General features: G+C 55.2%; 23 protein-coding genes and 5 tRNA genes. 18 read left to right on the plus strand and 10 right to left on the minus strand.

Features of this window, described 5'->3' with window-relative positions; translation table 11 throughout:
- Positions 1-190 precede the first annotated feature (190 nt).
- On the plus strand, positions 191-1,810 hold the full coding sequence (locus ACJTMZ_RS19680) for an ABC-F family ATP-binding cassette domain-containing protein (RefSeq protein ID WP_017383577.1): 1,620 nt from the start codon (positions 191-193) through the stop codon (positions 1,808-1,810).
- 38 nt (positions 1,811-1,848) lie between these two features.
- On the opposite strand, the gene ACJTMZ_RS19685 is transcribed toward ACJTMZ_RS19680, so the two are convergent.
- The gene (locus ACJTMZ_RS19685) at positions 1,849-2,136 is read right to left on the minus strand and encodes an HTH-type transcriptional regulator (RefSeq protein WP_003860776.1); all 288 of its coding nucleotides are present in this window, start codon (positions 2,134-2,136) and stop codon (positions 1,849-1,851) included.
- A gap of 330 nt (positions 2,137-2,466) precedes the next feature.
- On the opposite strand from ACJTMZ_RS19685, the gene ACJTMZ_RS19690 reads away from it, so the two are divergent.
- Both ACJTMZ_RS19690 and cspA read left to right on the plus strand, forming a co-directional pair.
- The gene (locus tag ACJTMZ_RS19690; protein WP_017383576.1) at positions 2,467-3,177 is read left to right on the plus strand and encodes a DUF3053 domain-containing protein; all 711 of its coding nucleotides are present in this window, start codon (positions 2,467-2,469) and stop codon (positions 3,175-3,177) included.
- Between the two features lie 244 nt (positions 3,178-3,421).
- Positions 3,422-3,634 carry an RNA chaperone/antiterminator CspA gene (cspA, locus tag ACJTMZ_RS19695; protein WP_003860775.1) on the plus strand — a complete coding sequence of 71 codons (213 nt, stop codon included), beginning with the start codon at positions 3,422-3,424 and terminating at the stop codon, positions 3,632-3,634.
- A 58-nt stretch (positions 3,635-3,692) separates the two neighbouring features.
- Here cspA and ghrB read toward each other — a convergent pair whose 3' ends face one another.
- The 6 genes from ghrB to ACJTMZ_RS19725 all read right to left on the minus strand — a co-directional run bounded on the left by ghrB (position 3,693) and on the right by ACJTMZ_RS19725 (position 9,745).
- Positions 3,693-4,667, minus strand: coding sequence for a glyoxylate/hydroxypyruvate reductase GhrB (gene ghrB / locus ACJTMZ_RS19700; protein WP_023302910.1), 975 nt, complete (start codon positions 4,665-4,667; stop codon positions 3,693-3,695).
- A 27-nt stretch (positions 4,668-4,694) separates the two neighbouring features.
- On the minus strand, positions 4,695-5,975 hold the full coding sequence (locus ACJTMZ_RS19705; RefSeq protein WP_252011094.1) for an MFS transporter: 1,281 nt from the start codon (positions 5,973-5,975) through the stop codon (positions 4,695-4,697).
- A gap of 117 nt (positions 5,976-6,092) precedes the next feature.
- Positions 6,093-7,031 (minus strand): PfkB family carbohydrate kinase, encoded by a 939-nt coding sequence (locus ACJTMZ_RS19710; RefSeq protein WP_252011092.1) that lies wholly within the window; start codon positions 7,029-7,031, stop codon positions 6,093-6,095.
- A 3-nt stretch (positions 7,032-7,034) separates the two neighbouring features.
- On the minus strand, positions 7,035-7,784 hold the full coding sequence (locus ACJTMZ_RS19715; RefSeq protein WP_033486944.1) for a sugar phosphate isomerase/epimerase: 750 nt from the start codon (positions 7,782-7,784) through the stop codon (positions 7,035-7,037).
- Positions 7,785-7,886: 102 nt separating this feature from the next.
- Entirely contained in the window at positions 7,887-8,903 is a 1,017-nt protein-coding gene (locus ACJTMZ_RS19720) for a LacI family DNA-binding transcriptional regulator (RefSeq protein ID WP_045338316.1), read from the minus strand.
- A gap of 179 nt (positions 8,904-9,082) precedes the next feature.
- Positions 9,083-9,745 carry an OmpA family lipoprotein gene (locus tag ACJTMZ_RS19725; protein ID WP_015569987.1) on the minus strand — a complete coding sequence of 221 codons (663 nt, stop codon included), beginning with the start codon at positions 9,743-9,745 and terminating at the stop codon, positions 9,083-9,085.
- Between the two features lie 122 nt (positions 9,746-9,867).
- Here ACJTMZ_RS19725 and ACJTMZ_RS19730 point away from each other — a divergent pair, with 122 nt between their 5' ends.
- A complete protein-coding gene (locus tag ACJTMZ_RS19730) occupies positions 9,868-12,237 on the plus strand; it encodes a molybdopterin guanine dinucleotide-containing S/N-oxide reductase (RefSeq protein WP_044488942.1) in 2,370 nt (789 codons plus the stop codon).
- Here ACJTMZ_RS19730 and ACJTMZ_RS19735 read toward each other — a convergent pair.
- Together ACJTMZ_RS19735 and tag are read right to left on the minus strand one after the other, a co-directional pair.
- Positions 12,206-12,646 (minus strand): N-acetyltransferase, encoded by a 441-nt coding sequence (locus ACJTMZ_RS19735; RefSeq protein WP_015569985.1) that lies wholly within the window; start codon positions 12,644-12,646, stop codon positions 12,206-12,208. The genes ACJTMZ_RS19730 and ACJTMZ_RS19735 overlap by 32 nt on opposite strands.
- Complete coding sequence (gene tag, locus ACJTMZ_RS19740) at positions 12,624-13,205, minus strand: DNA-3-methyladenine glycosylase I (protein ID WP_015569984.1); 582 nt, start codon at positions 13,203-13,205, stop codon at positions 12,624-12,626. Before tag ends, ACJTMZ_RS19735 begins: the two co-directional genes overlap by 23 nt.
- A 158-nt stretch (positions 13,206-13,363) precedes the next feature.
- Between tag and ACJTMZ_RS19745 the strand changes: the two genes are divergently transcribed.
- The 9 genes from ACJTMZ_RS19745 to dppF all read left to right on the plus strand — a co-directional run bounded on the left by ACJTMZ_RS19745 (position 13,364) and on the right by dppF (position 23,774).
- Positions 13,364-13,906, plus strand: coding sequence for a hypothetical protein (locus ACJTMZ_RS19745; RefSeq protein WP_015569983.1), 543 nt, complete (start codon positions 13,364-13,366; stop codon positions 13,904-13,906).
- 238 nt (positions 13,907-14,144) lie between these two features.
- The gene (locus ACJTMZ_RS19750) at positions 14,145-15,347 is read left to right on the plus strand and encodes an MFS transporter (RefSeq protein WP_015569982.1); all 1,203 of its coding nucleotides are present in this window, start codon (positions 14,145-14,147) and stop codon (positions 15,345-15,347) included.
- Between the two features lie 238 nt (positions 15,348-15,585).
- Positions 15,586-17,280 (plus strand): kdo(2)-lipid A phosphoethanolamine 7''-transferase, encoded by a 1,695-nt coding sequence (gene eptB, locus ACJTMZ_RS19755; RefSeq protein WP_017383570.1) that lies wholly within the window; start codon positions 15,586-15,588, stop codon positions 17,278-17,280.
- 91 nt (positions 17,281-17,371) lie between these two features.
- Positions 17,372-17,448, plus strand: a tRNA-Pro gene (locus tag ACJTMZ_RS19760).
- 621 nt (positions 17,449-18,069) lie between these two features.
- Positions 18,070-19,677 (plus strand): dipeptide ABC transporter periplasmic-binding protein DppA, encoded by a 1,608-nt coding sequence (gene dppA / locus ACJTMZ_RS19765; RefSeq protein ID WP_408626971.1) that lies wholly within the window; start codon positions 18,070-18,072, stop codon positions 19,675-19,677.
- Between the two features lie 161 nt (positions 19,678-19,838).
- Complete coding sequence (gene dppB / locus ACJTMZ_RS19770; protein WP_006810536.1) at positions 19,839-20,858, plus strand: dipeptide ABC transporter permease DppB; 1,020 nt, start codon at positions 19,839-19,841, stop codon at positions 20,856-20,858.
- A gap of 9 nt (positions 20,859-20,867) precedes the next feature.
- On the plus strand, positions 20,868-21,770 hold the full coding sequence (dppC, locus tag ACJTMZ_RS19775) for a dipeptide ABC transporter permease DppC (RefSeq protein WP_017383569.1): 903 nt from the start codon (positions 20,868-20,870) through the stop codon (positions 21,768-21,770).
- Positions 21,771-21,780: 10 nt separating this feature from the next.
- Positions 21,781-22,764: a dipeptide ABC transporter ATP-binding protein gene (gene dppD / locus ACJTMZ_RS19780; protein ID WP_015569978.1), complete on the plus strand. Its 984-nt coding sequence runs from the start codon at positions 21,781-21,783 to the stop codon at positions 22,762-22,764.
- Positions 22,761-23,774 (plus strand): dipeptide ABC transporter ATP-binding subunit DppF, encoded by a 1,014-nt coding sequence (gene dppF, locus ACJTMZ_RS19785; protein WP_017383568.1) that lies wholly within the window; start codon positions 22,761-22,763, stop codon positions 23,772-23,774. The genes dppD and dppF overlap by 4 nt, the downstream gene beginning before the upstream one ends.
- Positions 23,775-23,817: 43 nt before the next feature.
- Here the strand turns inward: dppF and coaA are convergent, their stop codons facing one another.
- Positions 23,818-24,768: a type I pantothenate kinase gene (gene coaA / locus ACJTMZ_RS19790; protein WP_015569977.1), complete on the minus strand. Its 951-nt coding sequence runs from the start codon at positions 24,766-24,768 to the stop codon at positions 23,818-23,820.
- A 317-nt stretch (positions 24,769-25,085) separates the two neighbouring features.
- On the opposite strand from coaA, the gene ACJTMZ_RS19795 reads away from it, so the two are divergent.
- The 5 genes from ACJTMZ_RS19795 to ACJTMZ_RS19815 form a co-directional block, all read left to right on the plus strand.
- Positions 25,086-25,161, plus strand: a tRNA-Thr gene (locus tag ACJTMZ_RS19795).
- 8 nt (positions 25,162-25,169) lie between these two features.
- Positions 25,170-25,254: transfer RNA gene (locus ACJTMZ_RS19800), tRNA-Tyr, on the plus strand.
- 116 nt (positions 25,255-25,370) lie between these two features.
- Positions 25,371-25,445: transfer RNA gene (locus ACJTMZ_RS19805), tRNA-Gly, on the plus strand.
- A 6-nt stretch (positions 25,446-25,451) separates the two neighbouring features.
- Positions 25,452-25,527: transfer RNA gene (locus tag ACJTMZ_RS19810), tRNA-Thr, on the plus strand.
- A gap of 118 nt (positions 25,528-25,645) precedes the next feature.
- On the plus strand, positions 25,646-25,865 hold a 220-nt coding region (locus tag ACJTMZ_RS19815; protein WP_000031664.1), incomplete at its 3' end, for a GTP-binding protein.

Genomic DNA, 25,865 nt, shown 5'->3' on the forward strand with positions numbered 1-25,865 from the left:
TTATGCTCGGGCAATAGCCTGGTGAAAATTTAACCTTGAAATGAGCGGCGCAATGCCGTTATTCTTGTTCCCGTTAAATTTCGCCCTCAGGAGCGCCCCCCAAAAATGAACAAACACGACTGATGAATTTCGATCCTTGCTCAACGCACCGCGTCGGCAGGGGATGTTTTGATTTCATTCAGGAGTGCTTATGGCTCATTTTGCGCAGTCCCCCTCTTTTATTTTGCATCAGGTCACCTGTCAGTTTGCGACGGGCGATATCCTTTTTGGTCCACTGAATCTTTCTCTGGATGCGTCAGTGTGCGCGCTGGTTGGCCGCAACGGCAGCGGCAAAACACGGCTGCTGCGGCTGCTGGCAGGGGTTGATGAACCCGCCAGCGGTCATATTGAGCGCTTTGGTACACACGTCTATGTGGCGCAGCAGCAGGATATTTCTGCGGATACGACTCTTGCCGGACTGCTTGGTTACGACGCGATCTTTGCGGCGCGCACGCGCATCGACAGCGGTCATTATGAACCCGACGATCTCGACACGCTCGACGGTTACTGGGATCTGGCTGAACGGCTGAGCCAGGCTTTTATCGCTGCAAAACTTCCCCCTTTTGACCCGAATAAACGCGCGGCAGAACTGAGCGGCGGCGAGCGCATTCGTGCTTTGCTGTGCAGCGCATTCACCGCAGATGCTGATTACCTGCTGCTGGACGAACCGACCAACCACCTCGACAGGCAAGGCCGCGTGTGGTTCTACGAGCAGCTTTCCCGGTATCAGGGCGGGGTACTGGTGGCCTCTCACGACCGTGAGTTGCTGGCCCAGGTACCGCGTATCCTTGAACTGAGCGCGTTGGGCTTGCGCAGCTACGGGGGGAATTATGCTGACTATCGAACCCAGCGTGATGCTGAGCAACTGGCTGCCCGCGCCGCGCTGGAGCATGCTGCCACCGAACGCAAGCGTACCCGCGCCCGTATGCATAAAGAGCATGACGACAGCCTGCGGCGTTCAGCCAAAACGCTTCGCACGGTCGACAGCCTTAACATCGCCTCGTTTGAACGGGTCAAATACAAAGGGGCGGCGAAAGAGCGTATTGGTTCCTGGAAAAAACAGCATAGCGATCAAAATCATGCTCTGAACGCTGCGTTCAACCAGGCACGCGAGCGGGTTGAAGAGGATAACGCGGTGATGTTTACCCTGCCGGGCAGTGAAATCCCGGAAGGAAAACAGGTACTGGTGCTGGAAGAACTGGTGCTTCCGCACGTGCCTGTCTCCCCGATAAACTGGCGAATGGATGGCCCGATGCGCGTGGCGCTACGCGGGCCGAACGGCTGTGGAAAATCCACGCTGTTGAAAGTGATGTTGGGCAAAACAGCCCCTGTCACGGGAACCTGTAAGGTCTCCGTCAGGTGTGCGTATCTCGATCAGCATCTTTCCCGGCTGGATCTGTCGCAGTCGGTGATGACACACCTTAGCCTGGGCAATACGCCGCTCGAAGAGGGGGCGCTGCGTACCCGTTTAGCGCAGCTTCAGTTGGGCGCAGAGAAAGTGACACTACCACTGGCCGAACTGAGTGGCGGCGAGCGCCTGAAGGCCGCGCTGGCCTGCGTATTGTGGCGTGAAGCGGCAACGCAGCTGTTGCTTCTGGATGAGCCGACCAACCATCTTGATCTGGCCTCTGTTCAGGCCATTGAAGCGGCCTTAGCCGATTACCCCGGCGCGCTGCTGGTGGTGTCGCATGATGAAGCCTTTCTGGCAGGGCTGAAGCTGACGCATGAACTGGTATGGGAAGAGACGGGATGGCGATGTGAAAGCCTGTAAACACAAGCCCCCGCAAGGGCGGGGGCAAACAAACTTTATCAGGCTAACTGCTTGCGAAGGTCAGGGTTTGCCTGGATCAGGCGCATCAGCTTTAGCTCGGCTGGGGTAGGTTTTTCACGTTTTGACTCCCACTCCAGCACCATCGCTACGCTGACACCCATCGCTCTTGCGAATTCATCTGTTTTCAGGCCCGATCCTTTGCGTAAACGCTCAAATTCACTAAAAGGATTGGACTTTTGATTCAGGGTAACCGTCGGCGGTACATCTTTAAAAATAATCTGTTCCAGGCTGCTCAGCAGCTCAAACTCAGGATCTTTTAATTCCATTGAGAACTCCTCATAAATCACACATCGGGATCATGAACATCAGAGAGCCTGTTAAGAATAGTCCCTAAACCAGACACAGGATCGTCACGGCTGTGATTAATTGTGCGATAACGATCGCTTTACGCGTTTCAGCTATATGGATAGTTATGCTAATTACCTGATTAGTCATATGTAGGGATGCACAGGTATTTTTTTGTAAATAGTCAGTACAAAAACGGGAATACCCGTTTTGCATGAAAACTCTATCTTGCAAGGCTGACCTGGACTATCCTTGTCAGCGTTGGGCACGCGTGTGCCGGTGTGCGCTTTTTGGGTGAAAGGAGTAATAAAATGGCGACAGGAAAGTCCTGCTCTCGCTGGTTTGCGCCTATTGCGGCGTTGTTGATGGTTGTTAGCCTGAGTGGGTGTTTCGATAAAGAAGGCGATCAGCGCAAAGCGTTTATCGATTTTCTACAGAATACAGTGATGCGTAGCGGCGAGCGTTTACCAACGCTGACTGCGGATCAGAAAAAACAGTTTGGTCCATTCGTGTCGGATTACGCCATTCTGTATGGCTATTCACAGCAGGTAAGCCAGGCGATGGATTCCGGTATTCGCCCGGTAGTGGATAGCGTGAATGCCATCCGCGTTCCACAGGATTATATGACCCAGCGCGAACCGCTGCGCCAGTCAAATGGCGCGCTTGGGGTACTGAGCCAGCAGCTGCAAAATGCCAAAATGCAGGCTGATGCGTCGCGTTCCGCGTTGAAGCAGGGCGAGGATCTCAAACCGGTCTATGACCAGGTGTATGAGAAAGTCGTGACCAAGCCGTCAAACGCCTTGCAACCGCTGATCCCGGCGGCGCAGGTCTTTACTCAGCAGCTGGTTCAGGTGGGTGACTTTATTAGTGAACAAGGTACGCAGGTGAGCTTCGTCTCTAACGGTATCCAGTTCCCGACCTCCCAGCAGGCGAGCCAGTACAACGCGCTGATCGGGCCGCTAGCGTCCCAGCATCAGGCCTTTAGCCAGGCCTGGAGCGCAGCGGTCGCTGCTACGGAATAAGAAAAACCCCCGCTTCGGCGGGGTTTTTTTTATGCTTGATGAAAATAACACTTGTCATTCATCTACCACATCGGTATAACTATGTTCGTCGGTTTGTTACACAGACCTAAAGCAGTTTAGTAAAGCAGTCCAGATTGTTATCCATAGATACCCTTCGTAGTGACCCTTCCTTCATCGCTTAAAAATCTGTAACGCAATCCATCAAGCCGGAAGGCACAATATATTTGTTAATAAGGTAATTTCTATGTCTGCTAAAATGACTGGTCTGGTAAAATGGTTCAACGCTGATAAAGGTTTCGGCTTCATCACTCCTGACGATGGCTCTAAAGACGTGTTCGTACACTTCTCTGCTATCCAGAACGATGGCTACAAATCTCTGGATGAAGGTCAGAAAGTTTCCTTCACCATCGAAAGCGGCGCTAAAGGCCCAGCAGCTGGTAACGTTGTAAGCCTGTAAGCTTCCAACCCAGTAGCACAAAATTCAAAAACCCGCCTTCTGGCGGGTTTTTTCGTTTCTACTGTTGTATCTGCGGGTTAACGCAGTTCTTATCCACTTTACCGCCGAGCGCGGCAATCAGATTATCCACGGCGGTCGCCGCCATATTGTAGCGTGTTTCATGAGTGGCAGAGCCGATGTGGGGCAGGGCGACGACGTTCGGCATGGTCAGTAGCGGAGAATCCACCGGCAGCGGCTCCTGTTCAAACACGTCCAGACCGGCGGCGTGGATCTCACCGTTTTGCAGGGCCTCAATCAGCGCCTTCTCATCGACCACCGGACCACGACCCGCGTTGATGAAAATGGCCGACTTCTTCATCTTTTCAAAGGCCGCTTTGCCGATGAGATGACGCGTTTCATCCGTCAGCGGCAGGATCAGGCAGACAAAGTCGGCTTCCCGCAACAGCGTATCAAGCTCGCAGTAGCGGGCGTTGAAACGTTCTTCAGCTTCACTGTGGTGACGGCGTGCGTTATACAGGATGGGCATGCTGAAGCCAAAATGGGCGCGCTGTGCCAGCGCCAGACCGATACGGCCCATCCCAACAATCCCCAGCGTTTTGCCATGAACGTCCACGCCGAACCAGTCCGGGCCAATGCTTTTCGTCCATTCGCCCGCTTTCACGCGCTCGGCCACTTCCACCACGCGACGCGCGGTACTGAGCACCAGCGCCATCAGCGTGTCGGCGACGGTCTCCGTCAGGGCATGCGGCGTGTGCATCAGCAGGATGTTGCGCGCGTTTAGCGCATCCACGTCGAAATTGTCGTATCCCACCGAAACGGTTGAGGTAGCACGAAGCTTCGGCATTTTCTCCAGCAGCGCTGCATCCACCTTTTCGCTCGAACCCAACAGGCCCTCGGCGCTGGCAAACGCGTCGGCGTGCTGTGCCACGGTTTCCGGGCTGAGGTTCTTGACCCGGGTAACGGTAAAGTGTTCTTCCAGGCGTTTTTGCAGGTCTTCAGGCAGTGCTTTGTACAAAATGACGGACGGCTTCATGCTAATCTCCGTTGATTTTAAAAGGATTCAGGCGTGGCGTGCGCCGACGGGTAGCTGTTGATTATTAGCAGGCTTAACAATCAGAGTAAGCCATACCGAGGCAAAAAGCGCCACCCCCATAAAGATGTAAGAGGCCGATGGGCTGCCGGTGGCGCCGTTCAGATAGCCCACAAACCACGAGCCAAAGAACGAACCCAGCGCACCCATACTGTTGATCAACGCCATCGCGCCCCCTGCGACGTTACGCGGCAGCATTTCCGGGATGATGGCAAAGAACGGACCATACGGGGCATACATGGCCGCACCCGCAATCACCAGCAGCGTATACGAAGCCCAGAAGTGGTTCGCGCCTACGGCCCAGGAGCCAATAAAGGCAAAAGCAGCGATCAGCAGCAGTGGCCAGACGAACAGCTTACGGTTTTGCAGCTTGTCCGATGCCCAGGAGACGATAATCATCGCGATGGTCGCAGCCAGGTAAGGCACCGATGACAGCCAGCCCACTTCCACCATGCCAAGGTTTTCACCGCCGCTGCGGATAATCGACGGTAGCCACAGCACAAAGCCGTACACGCCAATACTCCAGGTAAAATACTGTGCGCACAGCAGAATAACGTTCCGGGAGCGGAAGGCTTCACCGTAGTTACGCACCGCTTTCAGCCCCTGCTGCTCTTTATCCAGCTGCGCCTGGAGTGCGGCTTTTTCGTCCTCAGAAAGCCATTTTGCCTGGGCTGGCTTATCTTTCACCAGCACCCACCAGCAGAAGGCCCAGATAATCGCGGGAACCCCTTCGATGATGAACATCTCGTGCCAGCCGAAGGACTGGATCAGGTAGCCGGAAACCACCGACATCCACAACACGGTGACCGGGTTACCGAGTATCAGGAACGTATTGGCACGTGAACGCTCAGATTTTGTGAACCAGTTGCTGATGTAAATCAGCATTGCTGGCATGACGGCCGCCTCAACCACGCCGAGAATAAAGCGAATAGCCGCCAGAGCAGGAATGTTATTCACCACGCCAGTAAGCGACGCACAGGCACCCCATAAGATCAGGCAGATGAAAATGAGCTTTCGCACGCTGCGGCGTTCAGCGTAAATCGCGCCGGGGATCTGGAAGAAGAAATAACCCAGGAAGAAGAGGGCACCCAGCAGGGAGGAGACTCCTTTGGTGATCCCGAGGTCTTCGTTGATCCCGGCGGCGGATGCGAAACTGAAGTTGGCACGATCCAGGTACGCCAGGCTGTACGTGATAAACACGATTGGCATGATGTACCACCAGCGTTTTACTGCATTGGTCGAACTGTTCATAGGCTTGCCTCTGTTGTTGAGGTTGTTGCCGCCGTTGTCTGTAGGGTACACGGTGGCTTAATTATCTGGTGCGGATTGCTGCCCTCACCCTGGTCCTCTCCCACAGGGAGAGGGAATTTAGACGCCGAGCTCTGCTCGTGTTGGTAATCCTTCGCTGTCGCCCTGCACCTGAATCGCCAGCGAACCAATTTTGTTGCCTCGCGCCACGGCCTGCGACAGCGGTTTGCCCTCCAGCAGGGCGCTGATGACCCCGACGGCAAACCCATCGCCCGCGCCCACGGTATCGACCACGTTGTCGACTTTTACCGCAGCGACAGCGCCTTGCTCACCGTCGGCAGTTTTGAACCATGCGCCGTCGGCACCGGTTTTCAGCACCACGGCTTTTACCCCTCTGTTGAGGTAAAAATCAGCAATGCCTTCGGGCGTGCTTTCGCCAGTGAGGATCATTCCCTCTTTTATGCCCGGCAGAACCCAGTCCGCCTGAAACGCCAGTCGGTTTAGTTTCTCAGCCATCTCCGCTTCGCTTTTCCACAGCACCGGGCGCAGGTTAGGATCGAAAGAGATCGTTTTGCCCTGTGCTTTCATTGCCGAAGCCGCGTGATCCAGTAAATCGTACGAGCTGGCCGAGAGCGCCGCCGCCACGCCGCTCAGGTGCAGGTGGCGCGCGGAGGAGAAATACGCGGCGTGATAATCATCCACGGAGAGATGGCTTGCCGCTGAGCCTTTGCGGAAATACTCCACGATGGGATCGGTTCCATTTTCAACTTTAGATTTCAGCTGAAAGCCCGTCGCAAAGCGTCCGTCGAGGGTCACGCCTGCGGCATCAATGCCCTCTTTTTTCAGTGAGTCGAGAATAAAGTGGCCAAAGCTGTCATTTCCCACGCGGCTTACCCAGCCGACATTCAGCCCCAGCCGCGCAAGTCCGGTAGCAACATTCAGCTCGGCACCTGCCACGCGTTTAATGAAGTACTCCACTGCGCTCAGCTCGCCCGTTTCGGTGGCGACAAACATCGCCATGGCCTCGCCAATGGTGATGACATCCAGCGTCTTGTGCATGGTTTACTCCTCGCGCAGCAGGTTGACGTAATGGCGGGTGACGGCGGTGAGATCCGTCCCTTCCAGCGGAAATTCGATACCGCGTGGCGCATCGGCAGGGAGTTGATTAAGCAGATCCCGCCAGCGAGAATCGGTCTGATCCGGCGCAACGGCGCGGAACTGCGCCTTATGCGGGACTGCGGACTTCACATGAATATAGCTCACGGCGGGAGCCAGCTGACGTGCAGCCTCTTCCGGAGAGTCGCCAACCCACAGCCAGTTGCCCATATCGAACGTCAGCGTGACCGGCAGCGCCATTACCCGGCAGGCGGCTTTGAAGCGCTGCATCGGCGCGAGCTGCCCGCAGTCGGTCTGGTCGTTTTCCACCACCAGCGTCATGCCGCTTTCATCCAGCAGTGCGCGCAGGGCTTCAAGCGGCTGTTTGTCGCTGAAATGACCCAGCGAGACTTTAAGCCACAGCGCGTTCAGGGCGCTGGCTTCGCTAAGGTAGCGCGGGAGATCCGTGTTGAGGGTGCCATCGGGCATAAACAGGGGGGCCGGGGCGGAGTAGCACGCCAGTAAACCCAGCAGTTCAATGGACTCGCCGAGCGCAGGCAGGGCCATTAACTCGTCGTTGCTGAAGAGCTCGCGGCGGATTTCAACGCCATCAGCTCCTGCGCCGGCAATAACGGGAAGCATTGCCCGTTGACCGCCTGCCTGTCGCACCTGATCCGCACCATACGCGGCGGTGACCACCATAATTTTCCTGCTCATTTCCTGACTCCAGAGCGTAATCGATAGTATTACGCTAGATGGAACCGGTTCCAAAGAAAAGATCGGGATGCTGAATTTATGATCGCTGTCACGAAGGGGGAATTAACGGGCAGTAGAGCCGCGAACGATCAGCTCGCCGGAAAAAACCTGCTCGCGTACGGCGTCGCGGGCGCCTTCAATGCGGCGAACCACTTGTTCAACCGCGGCATAGCCGATCTGCCAGGTGGGCTGTTTGAGGGTGGTGATGCCTACGCCAGCAAGTTCTGCCCACTCCAGTTCATCAAAGCCGAGTAAGCCGATGTCGCTGCCCCAGTGCAGGCCAATGCGTTTAAGCGAGCGGGCAACCTGAAGCGTCAGCGCCCCGTTCGCGGAGATCACCGCCTTGCGCATACCCCGATGGCGGGTATGGAACTGGCGCAGGGTATTATCCAGCTGCCCGGCTTCATGCAGGGGGATTTCGGCATTCTCGGCGATCACGCCGGGATATCGCGCCAGTGTGGCACGAAATGCAGCCAGGCGGTCGCGGCGGGTGTTAACCATGCCCAGCGGTTCGCTCAGGAATAAAATGGCTTCGAAGCCCTGTTCAATCAGGTGCTCAGTGGCGGTGGTAGCCGCCTGGGTGTTATCCAGCCCGACCACATCGCAGGCAAATTCCGGGATTTTTCGGTCAATAAGCACCATTGGCAGAGACGATTGTTGCAGACGATTTAGCCCCTCTTCTCGCATCCCGACGGCATTCACCACAATCCCTTCCACCTGATAGCTGCGCAGCAGATCGAGGTAATGCAGCTCCTGATCAACCTCGTTATTGGTGTTACAGACCAGCGGGGTAAAGCCTTTCTCACGGCATGCCGCTTCGATGCCGCTGAGGACGTTTACGGAGTAGGGGTTGGTGATATCGGCGATGATGAGGCCAATCAGACGGGTGCGGCCCCGCTTGAGGCCGCGCGCCATCAGGCTGGGACGGTAGTCGAGATCGGCAATGGCCTGTTCGATTCGCGCCAGCAGCGCATCGGAAAGCAGGTGTTTCTCGCCGTTGAGGTAGCGTGAAATGCTGGTTTTACCGGTTTTGGCGGCTTTCGCCACGTCGCTGATGGTGGCCCGGGTTGGTTTGATCATCGCTGATTTTCCTGAATTTAGTGAGAATACCTTAGCGGGAAAATCTGGCGAATCAAGCAATTTACCGGGTGGCGCTGCGCTTACCGGAGGTTGCGGTCTGATGTCCTCACCCCAACCCTCTCCCACGGGAGAGGGCGCAAACACTAAAAACGGCAACGGGGTTGCCGTTTTGCTTTTAACTACTGCACCGGGCTTAACGTAATCTCAACGCGGCGGTTCTGCGCTTTGCCTTCCGCCGTGCTGTTGCTGGCGATCGGGTTAGCCGGACCCATGCCGCTGGTGCGGATGCGGTTCGCTTCTACGCCCTGGGCGATCAGCGAGCTGGCCACGGAATCGGCGCGCTGCTGGGACAGACGCATGTTCAGATCCTGGCTGCCGGTGCTGTCGGTGTAGCCAATCACGTTCACGGCAGTTTTATTGTACTCTTTCAGCACTGCGGCCACGCCGGTCAGGGTGTTCGCGCCTGCGGGTTTCAGCGTCGCGCTGCTGCTGTCAAAGGTCACGTTGTTTGGCATGTTCAGGATGATGTTGTCACCGCTGCGCGTCACGCTCACGCCCGTACCTTTCATTTTGTCACGCAGTTTTGCTTCCTGCACGTCCATGTAATAACCCACGCCGCCGCCCAGGGCTGCGCCTGCCGCTGCGCCAATCAGTGCACCTTTGCCGCGATCTTTCTTGGAGGAGGAGAGTGCGCCAACGCCAGCGCCCACCAGGGAACCAATACCCGCGCCAATGCCGGATTTGCCCGCTTCGCGTTCACCGGTGTAAGGGTTGGTTGTGCAGCCTGAAACAGCCAGTGCGCCGCTCACCAGAGCGGCAATAACGAGTACGCGTTTTTTCATCTTATTTCCTTAATCCTTTTTATTCTTTGCCACGATGGACGTGGCAGTGGATTATGACGTCCGGATACGGAGAAAATTCAGTGTATAACTCTGAAATTTGTCACAAACGATAAACTGCCTCAATGAAAGGCCGAAACACCTGCACGCAACCAGGAGCGCACGCTTTGAGCACCTCAACAAAAACCATTCTGACCGCCGCCCACTGGGGGCCGATGCTGGTCGAAACCGATGGCGACACTGTGCTGTCGTCTCGCGGGGCTTTGCCTTCGCGCCATCTCAACTCTTTACAGACCGTCGTTCGCGATCAGGTACACAGTAAAACCCGCGTCCGCTGGCCGATGGTGCGTAAAGGCTTTCTGGCGTCACCGGATAAGCCGCAGGGTATTCGTGGGCAGGATGAGTTCGTACGCGTGAGCTGGGACGACGCGCTGGCGTTGATCCATACCCAGCATAAACGCATTCGCGACAGCTATGGCCCGTCGTCCATTTTTGCCGGCTCCTATGGCTGGCGCTCGAACGGCGTGCTGCATAAGGCCGCAACCCTGCTGCAACGCTATATGAGCCTGGCCGGAGGATACACCGGCCATCTGGGCGATTACTCGACCGGCGCGGCGCAGGCAATCATGCCGTATGTCGTGGGCGGGAATGAGGTTTATCAGCAGCAGACCAGCTGGCCGCTGGTGCTGGAGCATGCGGAGGTGGTGGTGCTCTGGAGCGCCAACCCGCTCAATACCCTGAAAATTGCCTGGAATGCGTCCGACGAGCAGGGCGTTTCCTACTTTGATGCGCTGCGCAAAAGCGGCAAGCGCATCATCTGTATCGATCCGATGCGTTCTGAAACGCTGGATTTCTTCGGCGACAGCGCCGAGTGGATCGCGCCGCATATGGGCACCGACGTGGCGATGATGCTGGGCATCGCCCACACCCTGGTGGAGAACGGCTGGCACGATACGGAATTTCTGGCGCGCTGCACCACGGGCTTCGATAAATTTGCCGACTACCTGACGGGACAAACCGACGGTATCGCCAAAACCGCAGAGTGGGCTGCGGCGATTTGCGGCGTTGATGCCGTTAAAATCCGCGAACTGGCGACGTTATTCCATAGCCGTGTCACGATGCTCATGTCCGGCTGGGGGATGCAGCGCCAGCAGTTTGGCGAGCAGAAGCACTGGATGCTGGTGACGCTCGCCGCGATGCTCGGGCAGATTGGCACACCCGGCGGCGGTTTTGGGCTTTCCTATCACTTTGCTAACGGCGGCAACCCGACGCGAAAAGCCGCGGTGCTGGCCTCCATGCAGGGCTCGGTGCAGGGTGGCGTGGACGCGGTAGATAAAATTCCGGTGGCACGCATTGTTGAAGCCCTGGAGAACCCAGGCGGGTTTTATCAGCACAACGGCCAGGATCGGCATTTCCCGGATATTAAGTTTGTCTGGTGGGCGGGTGGGGCCAACTTCACCCATCACCAGGATACTAACCGCCTGATCCGCGCCTGGCAGAAACCGGAGCTGGTGGTGATCTCGGAGTGCTTCTGGACCGCGTCAGCGAAACATGCCGATATCGTTTTGCCCGCCACGACCTCGTTCGAGCGTAACGATCTCACCATGACGGGGGATTACAGTAATCAGCATATGGTGCCGATGAAGCGCGTCGTGGCTCCCCGGGATGAAGCGCGGGATGATTTTGATGTCTTTGCCGACCTGAGTGAAATGTGGGAAGCGGGCGGTCGGGAGCGTTTCACCGAGGGCAAAACCGATCTGCAATGGCTGGAAACGTTTTACCAGATTGCCAGCCAGCGTGGGGCTGCGCAGGGCGTGACGCTGCCGCCATTCGCTGAGTTCTGGGAGGCGAATCAACTCTTCGAAATGCCGGAAAGCGAGCAGAATGCGCGGTTTGTGCGCTTTGCTGACTTCCGTCGCGATCCGGAGAATCATCCGTTAAAAACCGAAAGCGGGAAGATTGTGATCTACAGCGAACGCATCGCCAGCTTTGGCTACGCGGACTGTCCGCCGCATCCGGCGTGGCTGGAGCCGGACGAATGGCATGGCAATGCGCAGCCGGGGCAGCTTCAGCTGCTGTCTGCCCATCCCGCCCATCGTCTGCACAGCCAGCTCAACTATTCGGCTTTGCGCGAGCAGTATGCGGTGGCGGGTCGTGAGCCGATTGCGCTGAACAGCGATGACGCGAAGGCGCGGGGGATTAACCACGGCGACCTCGTTCGGGTCTGGAACGCGCGCGGGCAGGTGCTTGCAGGCGCCGTGGTGAGTGACGGGATCCGCCCTGGCGTTTTCTGCATTCATCAGGGCGCATGGCCGGATCTGGCGCTGGACGAGGGCGGTATTTGTAAGAACGGCGCCGTAAACGTGCTGACCAAAGATCTCCCCAGCTCGAAGCTGGGGAATGGCTGCGCGGGGAATACGGCGCTGGCATGGGTGGAGAAATATGAGGGGCCGGCGCTTACCCTTACGGCGTTTGATCCGCCTGCCAGCTCATGATCCACGTCGGGTGTTGGGTATCATCCTGCCAGGCGCTGTCTTCGATGCGAAAACCCTGAGCATGATAGAAATTCACCGCCCGCACGTTTTTCTGATACACCTCCAGAGTTAAATACGGATAGTGCTGCTGAACGTGGTTCAGCAGCGCACGCCCGATCCCCTTTCCGATGAACGCCGGGGCGATAAACAACGCCCCCACGAACTGGAACTGCATGACGCTGATAAAACCGCACAGGGTACCGTTTTCTTCCCAGACCCAGGTCTCGGCGGCGGGAAGGTATTCATCCCGCACTACCGCTTCATTCGCTTGCCAGTAACTTGCGTCGATAAACGGATGCGCCTCGGTGGTGCTCTCCAGCCACAGACTCAAAAGCGGAGCAGTGTCCTCACTTTGCCATTTGCGGATCATGGTGGCCCTCCGGATGGCAGAAGCAGCCCGTAATGTGGTCATTGACCAGCCCGCAGGCCTGCATAAAGGAGTAACAGATGGTGGTGCCCACAAACTTAAAGCCGCGTTTTTTCAGCGCTTTCGACAGGGCATCTGAGGCGGGGGTCGACGTTGGGATCTCTGCAAGCGTGGCGGCCTGCGTCACCTTCGGCTCGTTATCCACAAACGACCAGACGAATGCTGAGAAGGGTTCGCCGTTTTGCTCCATCGCCAGATAAGCACGCGCGTTACCAATAATGGCCTGAATTTTACCGCGATGGCGGATGATACCGGTATCCAGAACCAGCCTTTCCACGTCTTCGTCGTTCATGGCGGCAACCGCTACCGGATCGAACTGGTGGAAGGCTTTACGGTAGTTCTCACGCTTTTTCAGAACGGTGATCCACGACAGTCCGGCCTGCTGGCCTTCAAGGCAAATCATTTCAAACAGTTTTTTACCGTCGGTTTCCGGTACGCCCCATTCCTTGTCGTGATAATCGATATAAAGCTGATCCTGGCTTACCCAGCCGCAACGTTGCATAGGTCATCTCCCTTCCTGATACGGTAAACGCAAAAATTTCAATCTGCCCGGCTTGACGTGTCTGCTAAAGAGACAATAGTTAATACAGGGCTATACGCCCTAATACCTCTTCGAACAATGACATATCGCCGAACTCGGCTCTTTCTGGAGTCGCTTTGATGATGATAAAAAAAATCAGTGGTCGCCATGCTGCTTCTGGCCTGGTGGGTGTTTCAGTCTGCCTGCTTTTTTGTAACACCGCTTTTGCGTGGCAACAGGAATATATCGTTTCAGATGCTCAAAGTAATACGATGGAACGCTATACATGGGACGCCGATCACCAACCTCGTTATGAAGATATTCTCGCGGAGCGTATTAACCGCACGCAGAATGCTGCGGGGTTTACCCTGAACGATCCCTCCGGTTCGGATGCGGAAACCGTTCTGAGCGTTGGCTGGAATTTTCCCGTGGCGGGACATTTCACCACCGGGCCCGTAATGGCGTGGCGCACTGATGGCGCTCCCTCCGCACCAGTGAATGCGTTTGAGGATACAACCACCACGCAGTCGCTTACCGATCCACTCTGGCATGCCAGCGTGAACTCATTGGGGTGGCGTGTCGATACGCAGTATGGTGATTTACACCCCTGGGCGAAGATCAGCTATAACCAGCAAACTGAAGAAGAATATTTATATACGCTGGGATTGAGCGCCAAATTTTAAAGGGTTGTCACTTTTTTAAACGCTGCGGTAACATATTTAATACAATAACGGCGAGGACTGTAGCGATAGTGATCGCTCACCTTTGACCTTTTTCTTCTCCGGCAAGGTCATTCATTCCCGCTTCCAGGCATTTCATTCCGTTTCTCCTGCATTTCATGCCGTTTTACCCCTGGCGTTATGGGGTTTTGTTTATCGTGTCCTCAGCGAATTTCCTTAATTTATCTTGCAGGATACTGCCATGAACACATCAACTTATAACCGCACGCGTTGGCTGACGCTATTCGGCACCATCGTTACCCAGTTCGCACTGGGATCGGTCTATACCTGGAGCCTGTTTAACAGCGCCCTGTCTGATAAGATCGGCGCGCCGATAAGCCAGGTGGCGTTCTCCTTCGGCTTGCTGAGTCTTGGGTTAGCAATTTCCTCTTCCGTGGCGGGCAAACTTCAGGAGCGCTTCGGCGTGAAGCGTGTAACCATGGCCTCCGGGATCTTGCTGGGCGTGGGCTTCTTCCTGACGGCATATTCCGACAACCTGATGATGCTGTGGCTGAGCGCCGGGGTGCTGGTGGGGCTGGCGGACGGCGCAGGTTACCTGCTGACGCTGTCTAACTGCGTGAAGTGGTTCCCGGAGCGTAAAGGGCTTATCTCCGCGTTTGCCATCGGTTCATATGGCCTGGGCAGCCTCGGCTTCAAATTCATCGATGCGCATCTGCTGGCCTCGGTGGGGCTTGAGAAAACCTTTATGATCTGGGGCGTGATTGTGCTGGTGATGATCCTCTTCGGCGCAACGCTGATGAAAGACGCGCCGCAGCAGGAAGTGAAAACCGTTAACGGTGTGGTGGAGAATGATTTCACCCTTGCACAGTCCATGCGTAAACCGCAGTACTGGATGCTGGCGGTGATGTTCCTGACGGCCTGCATGAGCGGTCTGTATGTCATCGGCGTGGCGAAAGATATCGCGCAGGGAATGGTGAAACTGGACGCGGCGACGGCGGCGAACGCGGTAACGGTCATCTCCATCGCTAACCTCTCGGGTCGTCTGGTACTGGGTATCCTGTCTGACAAAATCGCCAGGATCCGCGTGATTACGCTGGGGCAGGTGATCTCCCTGGTGGGGATGGCAGCGTTGCTGTTCGCTCCGCTGAACGAAGCGACATTCTTTGCGGCGATAGCCTGCGTAGCCTTTAACTTTGGCGGCACCATTACCGTCTTCCCGTCGCTGGTGAGCGAGTTCTTCGGGCTGAACAATCTGGCGAAAAACTACGGTGTGATTTATCTCGGCTTCGGTATCGGCAGTATTTGCGGATCGCTGATTGCCTCGCTGTTTGGAGGCTTCTACGTGACATTCTGCGTGATATTTGCCTTGCTGATTATTTCACTGGCGCTGTCCACCACGATTCGTCAGCCGCAACGCGAGGTCTATAAAGAAGCGCATGCATGATTCGATAAAAAGGGGCCGCAGGGCCTCTTTTTTTATCGCCATATCACTTCCGGACTTGTTATTTTGTAAAAATTTTCATCGATTCACATTCTCTGCTGCCACTTTTCTTCCTCGCTGTGGTCTACTTATCGCGCTTGTAGACGTTTCTGATAACGGTTTATCTCGCACCTACTTACTCTGTCTGCTTTCTCAATGAGATTCGGCGGGTCTTTATACCCCTTCCCCCAGGGTTGTTTGCATGAAATATATCAGGTCTCTTACCCAGCAAAGATTGTGTCTGATGCTGGCTGTCTATATCGGTTTGTTTCTGAATGGCGCGGTGCTGTTCAGAAGAGTGGAAGGTTATTTTGAACACCTCACCGTAAGAAACGGGATTTTCGCCGCGATTGAAGTGTTTGGCTCAATTCTGGCAACCTTCTTCCTGCTACGTCTGCTCTCGCTTTTTGGCAGACGTACATGGCAGGTTCTGGCCTCGCTGGTGGTGATTATCTCTGCCGCCGCAAGCTATTACATGACATTCATGAATGTGGTCATTGGCTACGGTATTGTGGCCTCGGTGATGACCACGGACATCGATCTCTCGAAAGAGGTGGTGGGGCAAGGGTTCATCATGTGGACGATTTTGACCTGCCTGATCCCGCTCTTCTTTATCTGGAGTAATACCTGTCGCTATACCCTGTTACGCCAGCTGCGTACCCGTGGGCAACGCATCCGCAACGTCGCCGTCGTTCTTCTGGCGGGTCTGCTGGTATGGGCGCCTATTCGCCTGATGGAAAAACAGCAAAAGCGGATCGAAAAAGCGACAGGCGTAGATATGCCAAGCTACGGCGGCGTGGTGGCTAACTCGTATCTGCCGTCTAACTGGCTGTCGGCGCTAGGTCTCTATGCCTGGGCTCAGGCGGACGAATCAAGCGATGTGAAATCGCTGATTAACCCGACCAAAAAGTTCACCTACCAGGCTCCGGCTGACGGACTGGATGATACTTACGTGGTCTTCGTTATCGGCGAAACGACGCGCTGGGATCATATGGGTATTCTCGGTTATGACCGCGATACCACCCCGAAACTGGCGCAGGAAAAGAACCTGGTGGCATACCGCGGCTACTCCTGCGATACCGCCACGAAGCTTTCGTTGCGCTGTATGTTTGTTCGTGAGGGCGGTGCGAGTGATAATCCTCAGCGCACTCTCAAAGAGCAAAACGTGTTTGCTGTTCTGAAGCAGCTTGGATTTAGCTCCGATCTGTTCGCCATGCAAAGTGAGATGTGGTTCTACACCAACACCATGGCGGATAACATCGCCTACCGCGAGCAGATTGGCGCCGAGCCGCGTAACCGCGGAAAGAACGTTGATGATATGCTGCTGCTCTCTGAGATGGAACAGTCGCTGAAAAACCATCCGCAGGGTAAGCACCTTATTGTTCTGCATACCAAAGGTTCACACTACAGCTACTATCAGCGTTACACGCGCGATTTCGCCAAATGGACGCCTGAGTGCGTCGGCATTAACAAGAACTGTAGCAAGCAGGAGCTGATCAATGCCTATGATAACTCGATTCTGTATGTGGATACCTTCCTCAGCCGGGTGATCGACCAGCTTCGCGATAAGAAAGCGATTGTGATTTACGCGGCCGACCACGGCGAGTCCATCAACGAGAAAGAGCATTTACACGGCACGCCGCGTAAGCTGGCCCCGCCTGAGCAGTTCCGCGTGCCGATGATCATGTGGATGTCGGATAAGTACCTGGAAAACCCGGACAAAGCCAAAATGTTTGCCCATCTGAAACAGCAGGCAGAGATCAAGGTACCGCGCCGTCACGTTGAGCTGTACGACACCATTATGGGTTGTCTCGGCTATACCTCACCGAACGGTGGGATTAACGAAAACAACAACTGGTGTAAACTCCCTGATAACACCACAAAAGCCGCGCAGTAGCTGGTCTGGCGAGAATATCGCCAGTTGAATGGCTTTTTGAAAATAAGGGATTGACGGGGGCGCACCTCAGCAGTAAGATGCGCTCCGCATTCGGCGAGTAGCGCAGCTTGGTAGCGCAACTGGTTTGGGACCAGTGGGTCGGAGGTTCGAATCCTCTCTCGCCGACCACATTCTAAAAAGGGCTAACCGCAAGGTTAGCCCTTTTTGCATTAACGCGTTACCCCGCACGAGTCCTCAAAATACCCCTTAGCCCTGCTTCCCCCTGCCTGCTTGCGGTTTTGTGACATAATCCATTGTATTTTTTTATATATAGTTTGATCTTTTTTCGCGTTGCTTATGGATAACCTCAGCATTTTTCGCTGTGCGTTTTAACGTTCGCGGTATTTAGTGCTCAGATAATCACCATTCTGTAAGAAAATTTACCCATTCTGAATAAAACTTAATCACTGAGTGTTGCGAAATATGAAGATAATTGTGCTGCATCATGGCGAGTAGCATAAATTTCTCTGCTGAAAACTCACGGTCAGGGTTTTTTTAATCTTTGTTTGCGGTTTCTCACACTCCACGTAAATCCCCGCCACCTGTATTGACGTTTTCACATTCTGTTGACAGATTGTAGGGCACGAGGGGCATTTCAGGGAGGATCTGCGCTGCAACTCAAACGCTCTTCTGAAAGGATTCTCTATCCCTTTTAACGCCTTCGGGCATCACCGACCGGACCGGGTAAAAAATAAATAAAGGTCAGGCGGCGTAACACAACAAAGCAAAACATCACATTGGAGCACAATAATGAGTATTTCCTTGAAGAAGTCAGGGATGCTGAAGCTTGGTCTGAGCCTGGTGGCCATGACTGTTGCAGCAAGCGTACAGGCAAAAACCCTGGTTTACTGTTCTGAAGGCTCTCCGGAAGGCTTTAACCCACAGCTCTTTACCTCTGGTACGACTTACGACGCAAGCTCTGTACCGATCTATAACCGTCTGGTTGAATTTAAAACCGGCACCACGGAAGTAATTCCTGGCCTGGCTGAAAAGTGGGATGTCAGCGAAGACGGTAAAACCTATACCTTCCACCTGCGCCAGGGCGTGAAGTGGCAGGACAGCAAAGAATTTAAACCTACGCGCGACTTTAACGCCGACGACGTTGTGTTCTCCTTCGACCGTCAGAAAAATGCCCAGAATCCGTACCATAAAGTGTCTGGCGGCAGCTATGAATACTTCGAAGGGATGGGTCTGCCAGACCTGATCGCTGAAGTGAAAAAAGTGGACGATAAAACCGTTCAGTTTGTGCTGACGCGTCCGGAAGCGCCATTCCTGGCTGACCTGGCGATGGACTTCGCCTCGATTCTCTCTAAAGAGTACGCGGACAACATGCTGAAAGCCGGCACGCCGGAAAAAGTGGACCTGAACCCAATCGGTACCGGCCCGTTCCAGCTGCTTCAGTACCAGAAAGATTCCCGTATTCTGTATAAAGCCTTCCCGGGCTACTGGGGCACCAAGCCGCAGATCGACCGTCTGGTCTTCTCCATCACGCCTGACGCATCCGTGCGTTACGCAAAATTGCAGAAAAACGAATGTCAGGTGATGCCGTATCCAAACCCGGCTGACATCGCGCGCATGAAGCAGGACAAAAATATCAACCTGCTGGAGCAGGCGGGCCTGAACGTGGGTTATCTCTCCTTCAACACCGAGAAGAAACCGTTCGATGACGTGAAAGTGCGTCAGGCGCTGACTTACGCGGTGAACAAAGAAGCGATCATCAAAGCCGTTTACCAGGGCGCGGGCGTTGCGGCCAAGAACCTGATCCCACCAACCATGTGGGGTTATAACGACGACATTAAGAACTACACCTACGATCCTGAGAAAGCGAAAGCGCTGCTGAAAGAAGCAGGCCAGGACAAAGGCTTCACCGTCGAGCTGTGGGCGATGCCGGTACAGCGTCCTTACAACCCGAACGCACGTCGTATGGCGGAAATGGTTCAGGCTGACTGGGCGAAGATTGGCGTACAGGCCAAAATTGTGACCTACGAGTGGGGCGAGTACCTGAAGCGCGCTAAAGCGGGCGAACACCAGGCGGTCATGATGGGCTGGACCGGCGACAACGGGGATCCGGACAACTTCTTCGCGACCCTGTTCAGCTGTGCGGCAGCGAAAGACGGTTCCAACTACTCTCGCTGGTGCTACAAGCCGTTTGAAGATCTGATCCAGCCGGCGCGTGCGACCGACGATCACAACAAACGTATTGAACTGTACAAGCAAGCGCAGGTTGTTATGCACGATCAGGCCCCGGCGCTGATTGTTGCTCACTCCACCGTGTACGAGCCAGTGCGTAAAGAAGTGAAGGGCTACGTGGTTGATCCACTGGGCAAACACCACTTCGAAAACGTGTCTGTTGAATAATAAGTAGGGTGTTCTCCCTCTCCCTTTGGGAGAGGGCAGGGGTGAGGGTCGTGCATGCACCCCCTCACCCTAACCCTCTCCCACAGGGAGAGGGAATTTACATTTGTGAGCAATACAGACGTCACGCCACTGGGCGTGCGTCATCAGAGAGAATCCGGGTTATGTTGCAGTTCATCCTCCGACGTCTGGGACTGGTTATCCCGACGTTTATCGGTATCACCCTTCTCACTTTTGCCTTCGTCCATATGATCCCGGGTGACCCGGTAATGATTATGGCGGGCGAGCGTGGTATCTCACCTGAACGTCATGCGCAACTGCTGGCTGAACTCGGCCTTGATAAGCCGATGTGGCAGCAGTATCTCCACTATATCTGGGGCGTGTTGCACGGCGATTTAGGGATTTCACTGAAAAGCCGTCTTCCGGTGTGGGACGAGTTCGTGCCGCGCTTTAAAGCGACGCTGGAACTCGGTATCTGCGCCATGATCTTCGCCACTGCGGTGGGTATTCCTGTTGGGGTACTGGCTGCCGTTAAGCGTGGCTCTATTTTCGACCACACCGCTGTTGGCCTGGCACTGACCGGCTACTCTATGCCTATCTTCTGGTGGGGCATGATGCTGATCATGCTGGTCTCGGTGCAGTGGAACCTGACGCCGGTCTCCGGACGCGTCAGCGACATGGTTTTCCTTGACGACACCAACCCGTTAACCGGCTTTATGCTGATTGATACGGCGATCTGGGGCGAAGAGGGCAACTTCATTGATGCGGTTGCGCACATGATCCTGCCTGCAATGGTGCTGGGCACCATCCCTCTGGCGGTGATCGTGCGTATGACCCGCTCCTCCATGCTGGAAGTGCTGGGCGAGGATTATATTCGTACTGCCCGCGCTAAAGGCCTGACCCGTATGCGCGTCATCATCATTCATGCCCTGCGTAACGCTATGCTGCCGGTGGTAACCGTTATCGGTTTGCAGGTCGGTACGTTGCTGGCGGGGGCGATCCTGACCGAAACCATCTTCTCCTGGCCGGGTCTTGGACGCTGGCTGATTGATGCGCTGCAACGCCGTGACTATCCGGTTGTGCAGGGCGGTGTACTGCTGGTCGCGACGATGATTATCCTCGTCAACCTGCTGGTCGATTTGCTGTACGGCGTGGTGAACCCGCGTATTCGTCATAAGAAGTAAGGGGCCATCATGTCACAAGTTACTCAAAATAAAGTGGTCACCGCACCGGTGCCAATGACGCCGATGCAGGAGTTCTGGCACTACTTCAAGCGCAACAAAGGCGCGGTCGTCGGGCTGGTGTATGTTTCCATCATGATCCTGATTGCGGTGTTTGCGAACTTCCTTGCGCCGTATAACCCGGCTGATCAGTTCCGCGATGCGCTGCTGGCACCTCCTGCATGGCAGGACGGCGGAAGCCTGACGCACCTGCTGGGCACCGACGACGTGGGCCGCGATGTGCTGTCGCGCCTGATGTACGGCGCACGCCTGTCGCTGCTGGTTGGCTGCCTCGTTGTCGTACTGTCGCTGATCATGGGGATCGTACTCGGCCTGGTGGCAGGCTACTTCGGCGGCATTGTTGATAACATCATCATGCGCGTCGTCGACATTATGCTGGCATTGCCAAGCCTGCTGCTGGCGCTGGTGCTGGTGGCGATCTTTGGTCCGTCGATTGGTAACGCCGCGCTTGCGCTGACGTTTGTTGCGCTACCGCATTACGTGCGTCTGACCCGTGCGGCGGTGCTGGTGGAAGTGAACCGCGACTACGTTACCGCCTCTCGCGTGGCGGGTGCCGGTGCGATGCGTCAGATGTTTATCAATATCTTCCCAAACTGCCTTGCGCCGCTGATTGTTCAGGCGTCGCTCGGTTTCTCTAACGCCATTCTTGATATGGCCGCTCTTGGCTTCCTTGGCATGGGTGCGCAGCCGCCAACACCGGAGTGGGGCACCATGCTCTCCGACGTGTTGCAGTTCGCGCAAAGCGCCTGGTGGGTCGTCACCTTCCCGGGTCTGGCGATTCTGCTGACGGTGCTGGCATTTAACCTGATGGGTGACGGTCTGCGTGATGCACTTGATCCCAAACTGAAGCAGTAAGAGGCACGAGATGGCGTTATTAAATGTAGATAAATTATCCGTGCACTTTGGCGACGAAGGCACACCGTTTCGCGCCGTGGACCGCATCAGCTACAGCGTTAATCAGGGCGAAGTGGTCGGGATTGTAGGAGAGTCGGGCTCCGGTAAGTCAGTGAGTTCGCTGGCGATTATGGGGCTGATTGACTACCCCGGCCGCGTGATGGCGGAAAATCTGGAGTTCAACGGTCAGGATCTGAAGCGCATTTCCGAAAAACAGCGCCGCCAGCTGGTGGGCGCGGAAGTGGCCATGATCTTCCAGGACCCCATGACCAGCCTGAACCCATGCTACACCGTCGGTTTCCAGATTATGGAAGCCATTAAGGTGCATCAGGGCGGCAACAAGAAAACCCGTCGCCAGCGTGCTATCGATCTGCTGAACCTGGTGGGGATACCTGACCCAGCATCGCGTCTGGACGTTTACCCGCATCAGCTTTCCGGCGGCATGAGCCAGCGCGTGATGATCGCCATGGCGATTGCCTGTCGACCAAAACTGCTGATTGCGGATGAACCAACTACCGCGCTGGACGTAACCATCCAGGCGCAAATCATCGAGCTGCTGCTGGAGTTGCAGCAGAAAGAGAATATGGCGCTGGTGCTGATTACGCACGACCTGGCGCTGGTGGCGGAAGCGGCACACAAAATCATCGTGATGTATGCGGGTCAGGTAGTGGAGACCGGAAGTTCGCACGATATCTTCCGCGCGCCGCGTCACCCGTATACGCAGGCGTTACTGCGAGCGCTGCCGGAGTTTGCCCAGGACAAAGCGCGTCTGGCGTCACTGCCGGGTGTGGTTCCGGGTAAATATGACCGTCCGCAGGGCTGCCTGCTGAATCCGCGCTGCCCGTATGCGACGGATAAATGCCGCGCCGAGGAGCCAGAGCTGAATCTGCTGGCCGATGGTCGGCAGTCAAAATGCCACTACCCACTCGATGATGCCGGGAGGCCAACACTATGAGTACGCACGAGGCCACCACGCAACAGCCGCTGTTGCAGGCTATCGACCTGAAAAAACATTACCCGGTGAAGAAGGGGATTTTTGCCCCCGAGCGCCTGGTAAAAGCGCTGGACGGCGTCTCCTTCAGCCTTGAACGCGGTAAAACGCTGGCGGTCGTCGGGGAGTCGGGCTGTGGAAAATCCACGCTGGGCCGTCTGCTGACGATGATCGAAACGCCAACCGGCGGCGAGCTTTACTATCAGGGCCAGGATCTGCTCAAGCACGATCCGCAGGCGCAGAAGCTGCGTCGTCAAAAAATCCAGATTGTGTTCCAGAACCCGTACGGTTCTTTAAACCCGCGTAAAAAAGTGGGGCAGATTCTGGAAGAGCCGCTGCTGATTAACAGCAATCTGAGCAAAGAGCAGCGTCGTGAAAAAGCGCTGGCGATGATGGCGAAGGTGGGGCTTAAAACCGAGCATTACGATCGCTACCCGCATATGTTCTCTGGCGGTCAGCGTCAGCGTATTGCCATCGCCCGTGGGCTGATGCTTGACCCGGACGTGGTGATTGCCGATGAGCCGGTCTCAGCGCTTGACGTGTCCGTACGTGCGCAGGTGCTTAACCTGATGATGGATTTACAGCAGGATCTGGGACTGTCGTACGTCTTCATCTCCCATGACCTGTCCGTGGTTGAGCACATTGCCGATGAGGTGATGGTGATGTATCTGGGACGCTGCGTGGAGAAGGGGACGAAAGATCAGATCTTTACTAACCCGCGTCATCCGTATACGCAGGCGCTGCTGTCTGCAACGCCGCGGCTGAACCCGGATGACCGCCGGGAGCGCATTAAGCTGACCGGCGAGTTGCCAAGCCCACTTAACCCGCCGCCGGGATGTGCGTTCAACGCCCGTTGCCGTCGCCGCTTCGGCCCGTGCACGCAGTTGCAGCCACAGCTGAAGGATTATGGCGGACAGCTGGTGGCCTGCTTCGCGGTCGATCAGGATGAAAACGGCGAAAAGCCGCAGGCATAAATAAAAAAACCGGCGTTAAGCCGGTTTTTTTTACGTCTGAGGTCTACTTCCGTAAACGAATCTGGTCGACGGCGTGTTTCTCACTCTTGGTGAGGATCAGGCTTGCGCGTTCGCGCGTCGGCAGGATGTTCTCTTTGAGGTTGACGTAGTTGATCTCATTCCACAGCCCGGTCGCCACGCTGATAGCCTCTTCTTCAGAGAGCTGGGCGTAGTTGTGGAAGTAGGAATCCGGGTCGGTGAACGCGCCTTCGCGGAACTTCAGGAAGCGGTTGATATACCAGCGTTGCAGCAAATCTTCCGGCGCATCGACATAAATTGAGAAATCGACAAAGTCAGAGACAAACACATGATGCGGATCGTGAGGATAATCCATCCCGCTTTGCAGGACGTTTAAGCCTTCCAGAATCAGGATGTCGGGCTGCACAACCGTTTTGTCGCCATCCGGGATGCGGTCGTAGATCAGATGCGAGTAAACCGGCGCGGTAACGTGAGGTACGCCCGATTTTAGATCTGAAACAAACTTTACCAGGCGGTGCATATCATAAGAGAGCGGGAAGCCCTTCTTTTTCATCAGGCCGCGTTCTTTCAACACCTCGTTGGGATGCAGGAAGCCGTCGGTGGTGATCAGCTCCACGCTGCGGTGTTCCGGCCAGCGGCTCAGCAGCGCCTGTAGCACGCGCGCGGTGGTACTTTTACCCACTGCCACGCTGCCCGCAATACTGATGATATAAGGAATACGTTGACCGTTCGTGCCGAGGAACTGTTCCAGTACGGCCTGACGGCGCAAATTGGAGCTGATATAGAAGTTAAGCAAGCGAGAAAGGGGGAGATAGATTTCTGCCACCTCTTCCAGGGAGAGATCTTCGTTTATCCCTTTTAGCCGTGCGATTTCACCTTCCGTCAGTGTCATAGGGACGGAGTCACGCAGGGCTGCCCACTGGCTACGGTTAAACTGAAGATAGGGCGTCATTAACGTTTGCTCTTTTTTGCTCATAAGCATGCTTCTGTGAACCATCACGAAACGGCGGGTGCGGGCTCATCACATAGTTAATTTTGGACAATGGGCAGGAGGTTAACACCAGATGAGAGGAATAATAAGAAAAAATATGGGAAAGCGATGCTTAACCGGGCAGGCATCACCTGGGGCTATAGCGTGCCGAAATCAGGCGTTCATGTTGAATTTTTAACCGTGAGCGGATGAATTTACAGCGGTTAGCCCTGGTTTCGAATAAAATGTGAGCGAAAGAACGTTTTATGCAATTTTTTAGTTGCATGACTGCGCAGGTCTCCATAGAATGCGCGCTACTTGATGCCGACTTAGCTCAGTAGGTAGAGCAACTGACTTGTAATCAGTAGGTCACCAGTTCGATTCCGGTAGTCGGCACCATCAAGTCCGGTGGGGTTCCCGAGCGGCCAAAGGGAGCAGACTGTAAATCTGCCGTCACAGACTTCGAAGGTTCGAATCCTTCCCCCACCACCACTTTCTGGCAGCGACAACGCCGCCGGAGCTGGTTGGAAAAATTGACCAGCTCGAACAGAAAAGAGAGAAATCTCTTTTTTTGTTACAGAAAGAACTGGGTAGCCGAGTTTCAGGATGCGGGCATCGTATAATGGCTATTACCTCAGCCTTCCAAGCTGATGATGCGGGTTCGATTCCCGCTGCCCGCTCCAATACGTGCTGATATGGCTCAGTTGGTAGAGCGCACCCTTGGTAAGGGTGAGGTCCCCAGTTCGACTCTGGGTATCAGCACCACTTCACTTCTCCCTCCCTTTCTCTCTGTTTCAATGTAAATGTATTCAACAGTTCAGGCATTTTCGCCTGGTTGATGTGGTGATATCACCGATTTATCCGTGTCTTAGAGGGACAATCGATGTCTAAAGAAAAGTTTGAACGTACAAAACCGCACGTTAACGTCGGTACTATCGGCCACGTTGACCATGGTAAAACAACGCTGACCGCTGCAATCACTACCGTACTGGCTAAAACCTACGGCGGTGCTGCTCGTGCTTTCGACCAGATCGATAACGCACCAGAAGAAAAAGCTCGTGGTATCACCATCAACACCTCTCACGTTGAGTATGACACCCCGA

The sequence above is a fragment of the Enterobacter sp. DN genome, from assembly GCF_046054285.1.
Classification (GTDB): domain Bacteria; phylum Pseudomonadota; class Gammaproteobacteria; order Enterobacterales; family Enterobacteriaceae; genus Enterobacter; species Enterobacter hormaechei_C.

Coding starts and splice junctions, on each gene's coding strand:
- dppD (WP_015569978.1), top strand. CDS start 21,781: ATGGCGTTATTAAATGTAGATAAATTATCCGTGCACTTTGGCGACGAA.
- ACJTMZ_RS19690 (WP_017383576.1), top strand. CDS start 2,467: ATGGCGACAGGAAAGTCCTGCTCTCGCTGGTTTGCGCCTATTGCGGCG.
- ACJTMZ_RS19730 (WP_044488942.1), top strand. CDS start 9,868: ATGAAAGGCCGAAACACCTGCACGCAACCAGGAGCGCACGCTTTGAGC.
- eptB (WP_017383570.1), top strand. CDS start 15,586: ATGAAATATATCAGGTCTCTTACCCAGCAAAGATTGTGTCTGATGCTG.
- ACJTMZ_RS19745 (WP_015569983.1), top strand. CDS start 13,364: ATGATGATAAAAAAAATCAGTGGTCGCCATGCTGCTTCTGGCCTGGTG.
- tag (WP_015569984.1), bottom strand. CDS start 13,205: ATGCAACGTTGCGGCTGGGTAAGCCAGGATCAGCTTTATATCGATTAT.
- coaA (WP_015569977.1), bottom strand. CDS start 24,768: ATGAGCAAAAAAGAGCAAACGTTAATGACGCCCTATCTTCAGTTTAAC.
- ACJTMZ_RS19720 (WP_045338316.1), bottom strand. CDS start 8,903: ATGATCAAACCAACCCGGGCCACCATCAGCGACGTGGCGAAAGCCGCC.
- ACJTMZ_RS19725 (WP_015569987.1), bottom strand. CDS start 9,745: ATGAAAAAACGCGTACTCGTTATTGCCGCTCTGGTGAGCGGCGCACTG.
- cspA (WP_003860775.1), top strand. CDS start 3,422: ATGTCTGCTAAAATGACTGGTCTGGTAAAATGGTTCAACGCTGATAAA.
- ACJTMZ_RS19750 (WP_015569982.1), top strand. CDS start 14,145: ATGAACACATCAACTTATAACCGCACGCGTTGGCTGACGCTATTCGGC.
- dppC (WP_017383569.1), top strand. CDS start 20,868: ATGTCACAAGTTACTCAAAATAAAGTGGTCACCGCACCGGTGCCAATG.
- dppB (WP_006810536.1), top strand. CDS start 19,839: ATGTTGCAGTTCATCCTCCGACGTCTGGGACTGGTTATCCCGACGTTT.
- ACJTMZ_RS19705 (WP_252011094.1), bottom strand. CDS start 5,975: ATGAACAGTTCGACCAATGCAGTAAAACGCTGGTGGTACATCATGCCA.
- dppF (WP_017383568.1), top strand. CDS start 22,761: ATGAGTACGCACGAGGCCACCACGCAACAGCCGCTGTTGCAGGCTATC.
- ACJTMZ_RS19680 (WP_017383577.1), top strand. CDS start 191: ATGGCTCATTTTGCGCAGTCCCCCTCTTTTATTTTGCATCAGGTCACC.
- ACJTMZ_RS19710 (WP_252011092.1), bottom strand. CDS start 7,031: ATGCACAAGACGCTGGATGTCATCACCATTGGCGAGGCCATGGCGATG.
- ACJTMZ_RS19685 (WP_003860776.1), bottom strand. CDS start 2,136: ATGGAATTAAAAGATCCTGAGTTTGAGCTGCTGAGCAGCCTGGAACAG.
- ACJTMZ_RS19715 (WP_033486944.1), bottom strand. CDS start 7,784: ATGAGCAGGAAAATTATGGTGGTCACCGCCGCGTATGGTGCGGATCAG.
- dppA (WP_408626971.1), top strand. CDS start 18,070: ATGAGTATTTCCTTGAAGAAGTCAGGGATGCTGAAGCTTGGTCTGAGC.
- ACJTMZ_RS19735 (WP_015569985.1), bottom strand. CDS start 12,646: ATGATCCGCAAATGGCAAAGTGAGGACACTGCTCCGCTTTTGAGTCTG.
- ghrB (WP_023302910.1), bottom strand. CDS start 4,667: ATGAAGCCGTCCGTCATTTTGTACAAAGCACTGCCTGAAGACCTGCAA.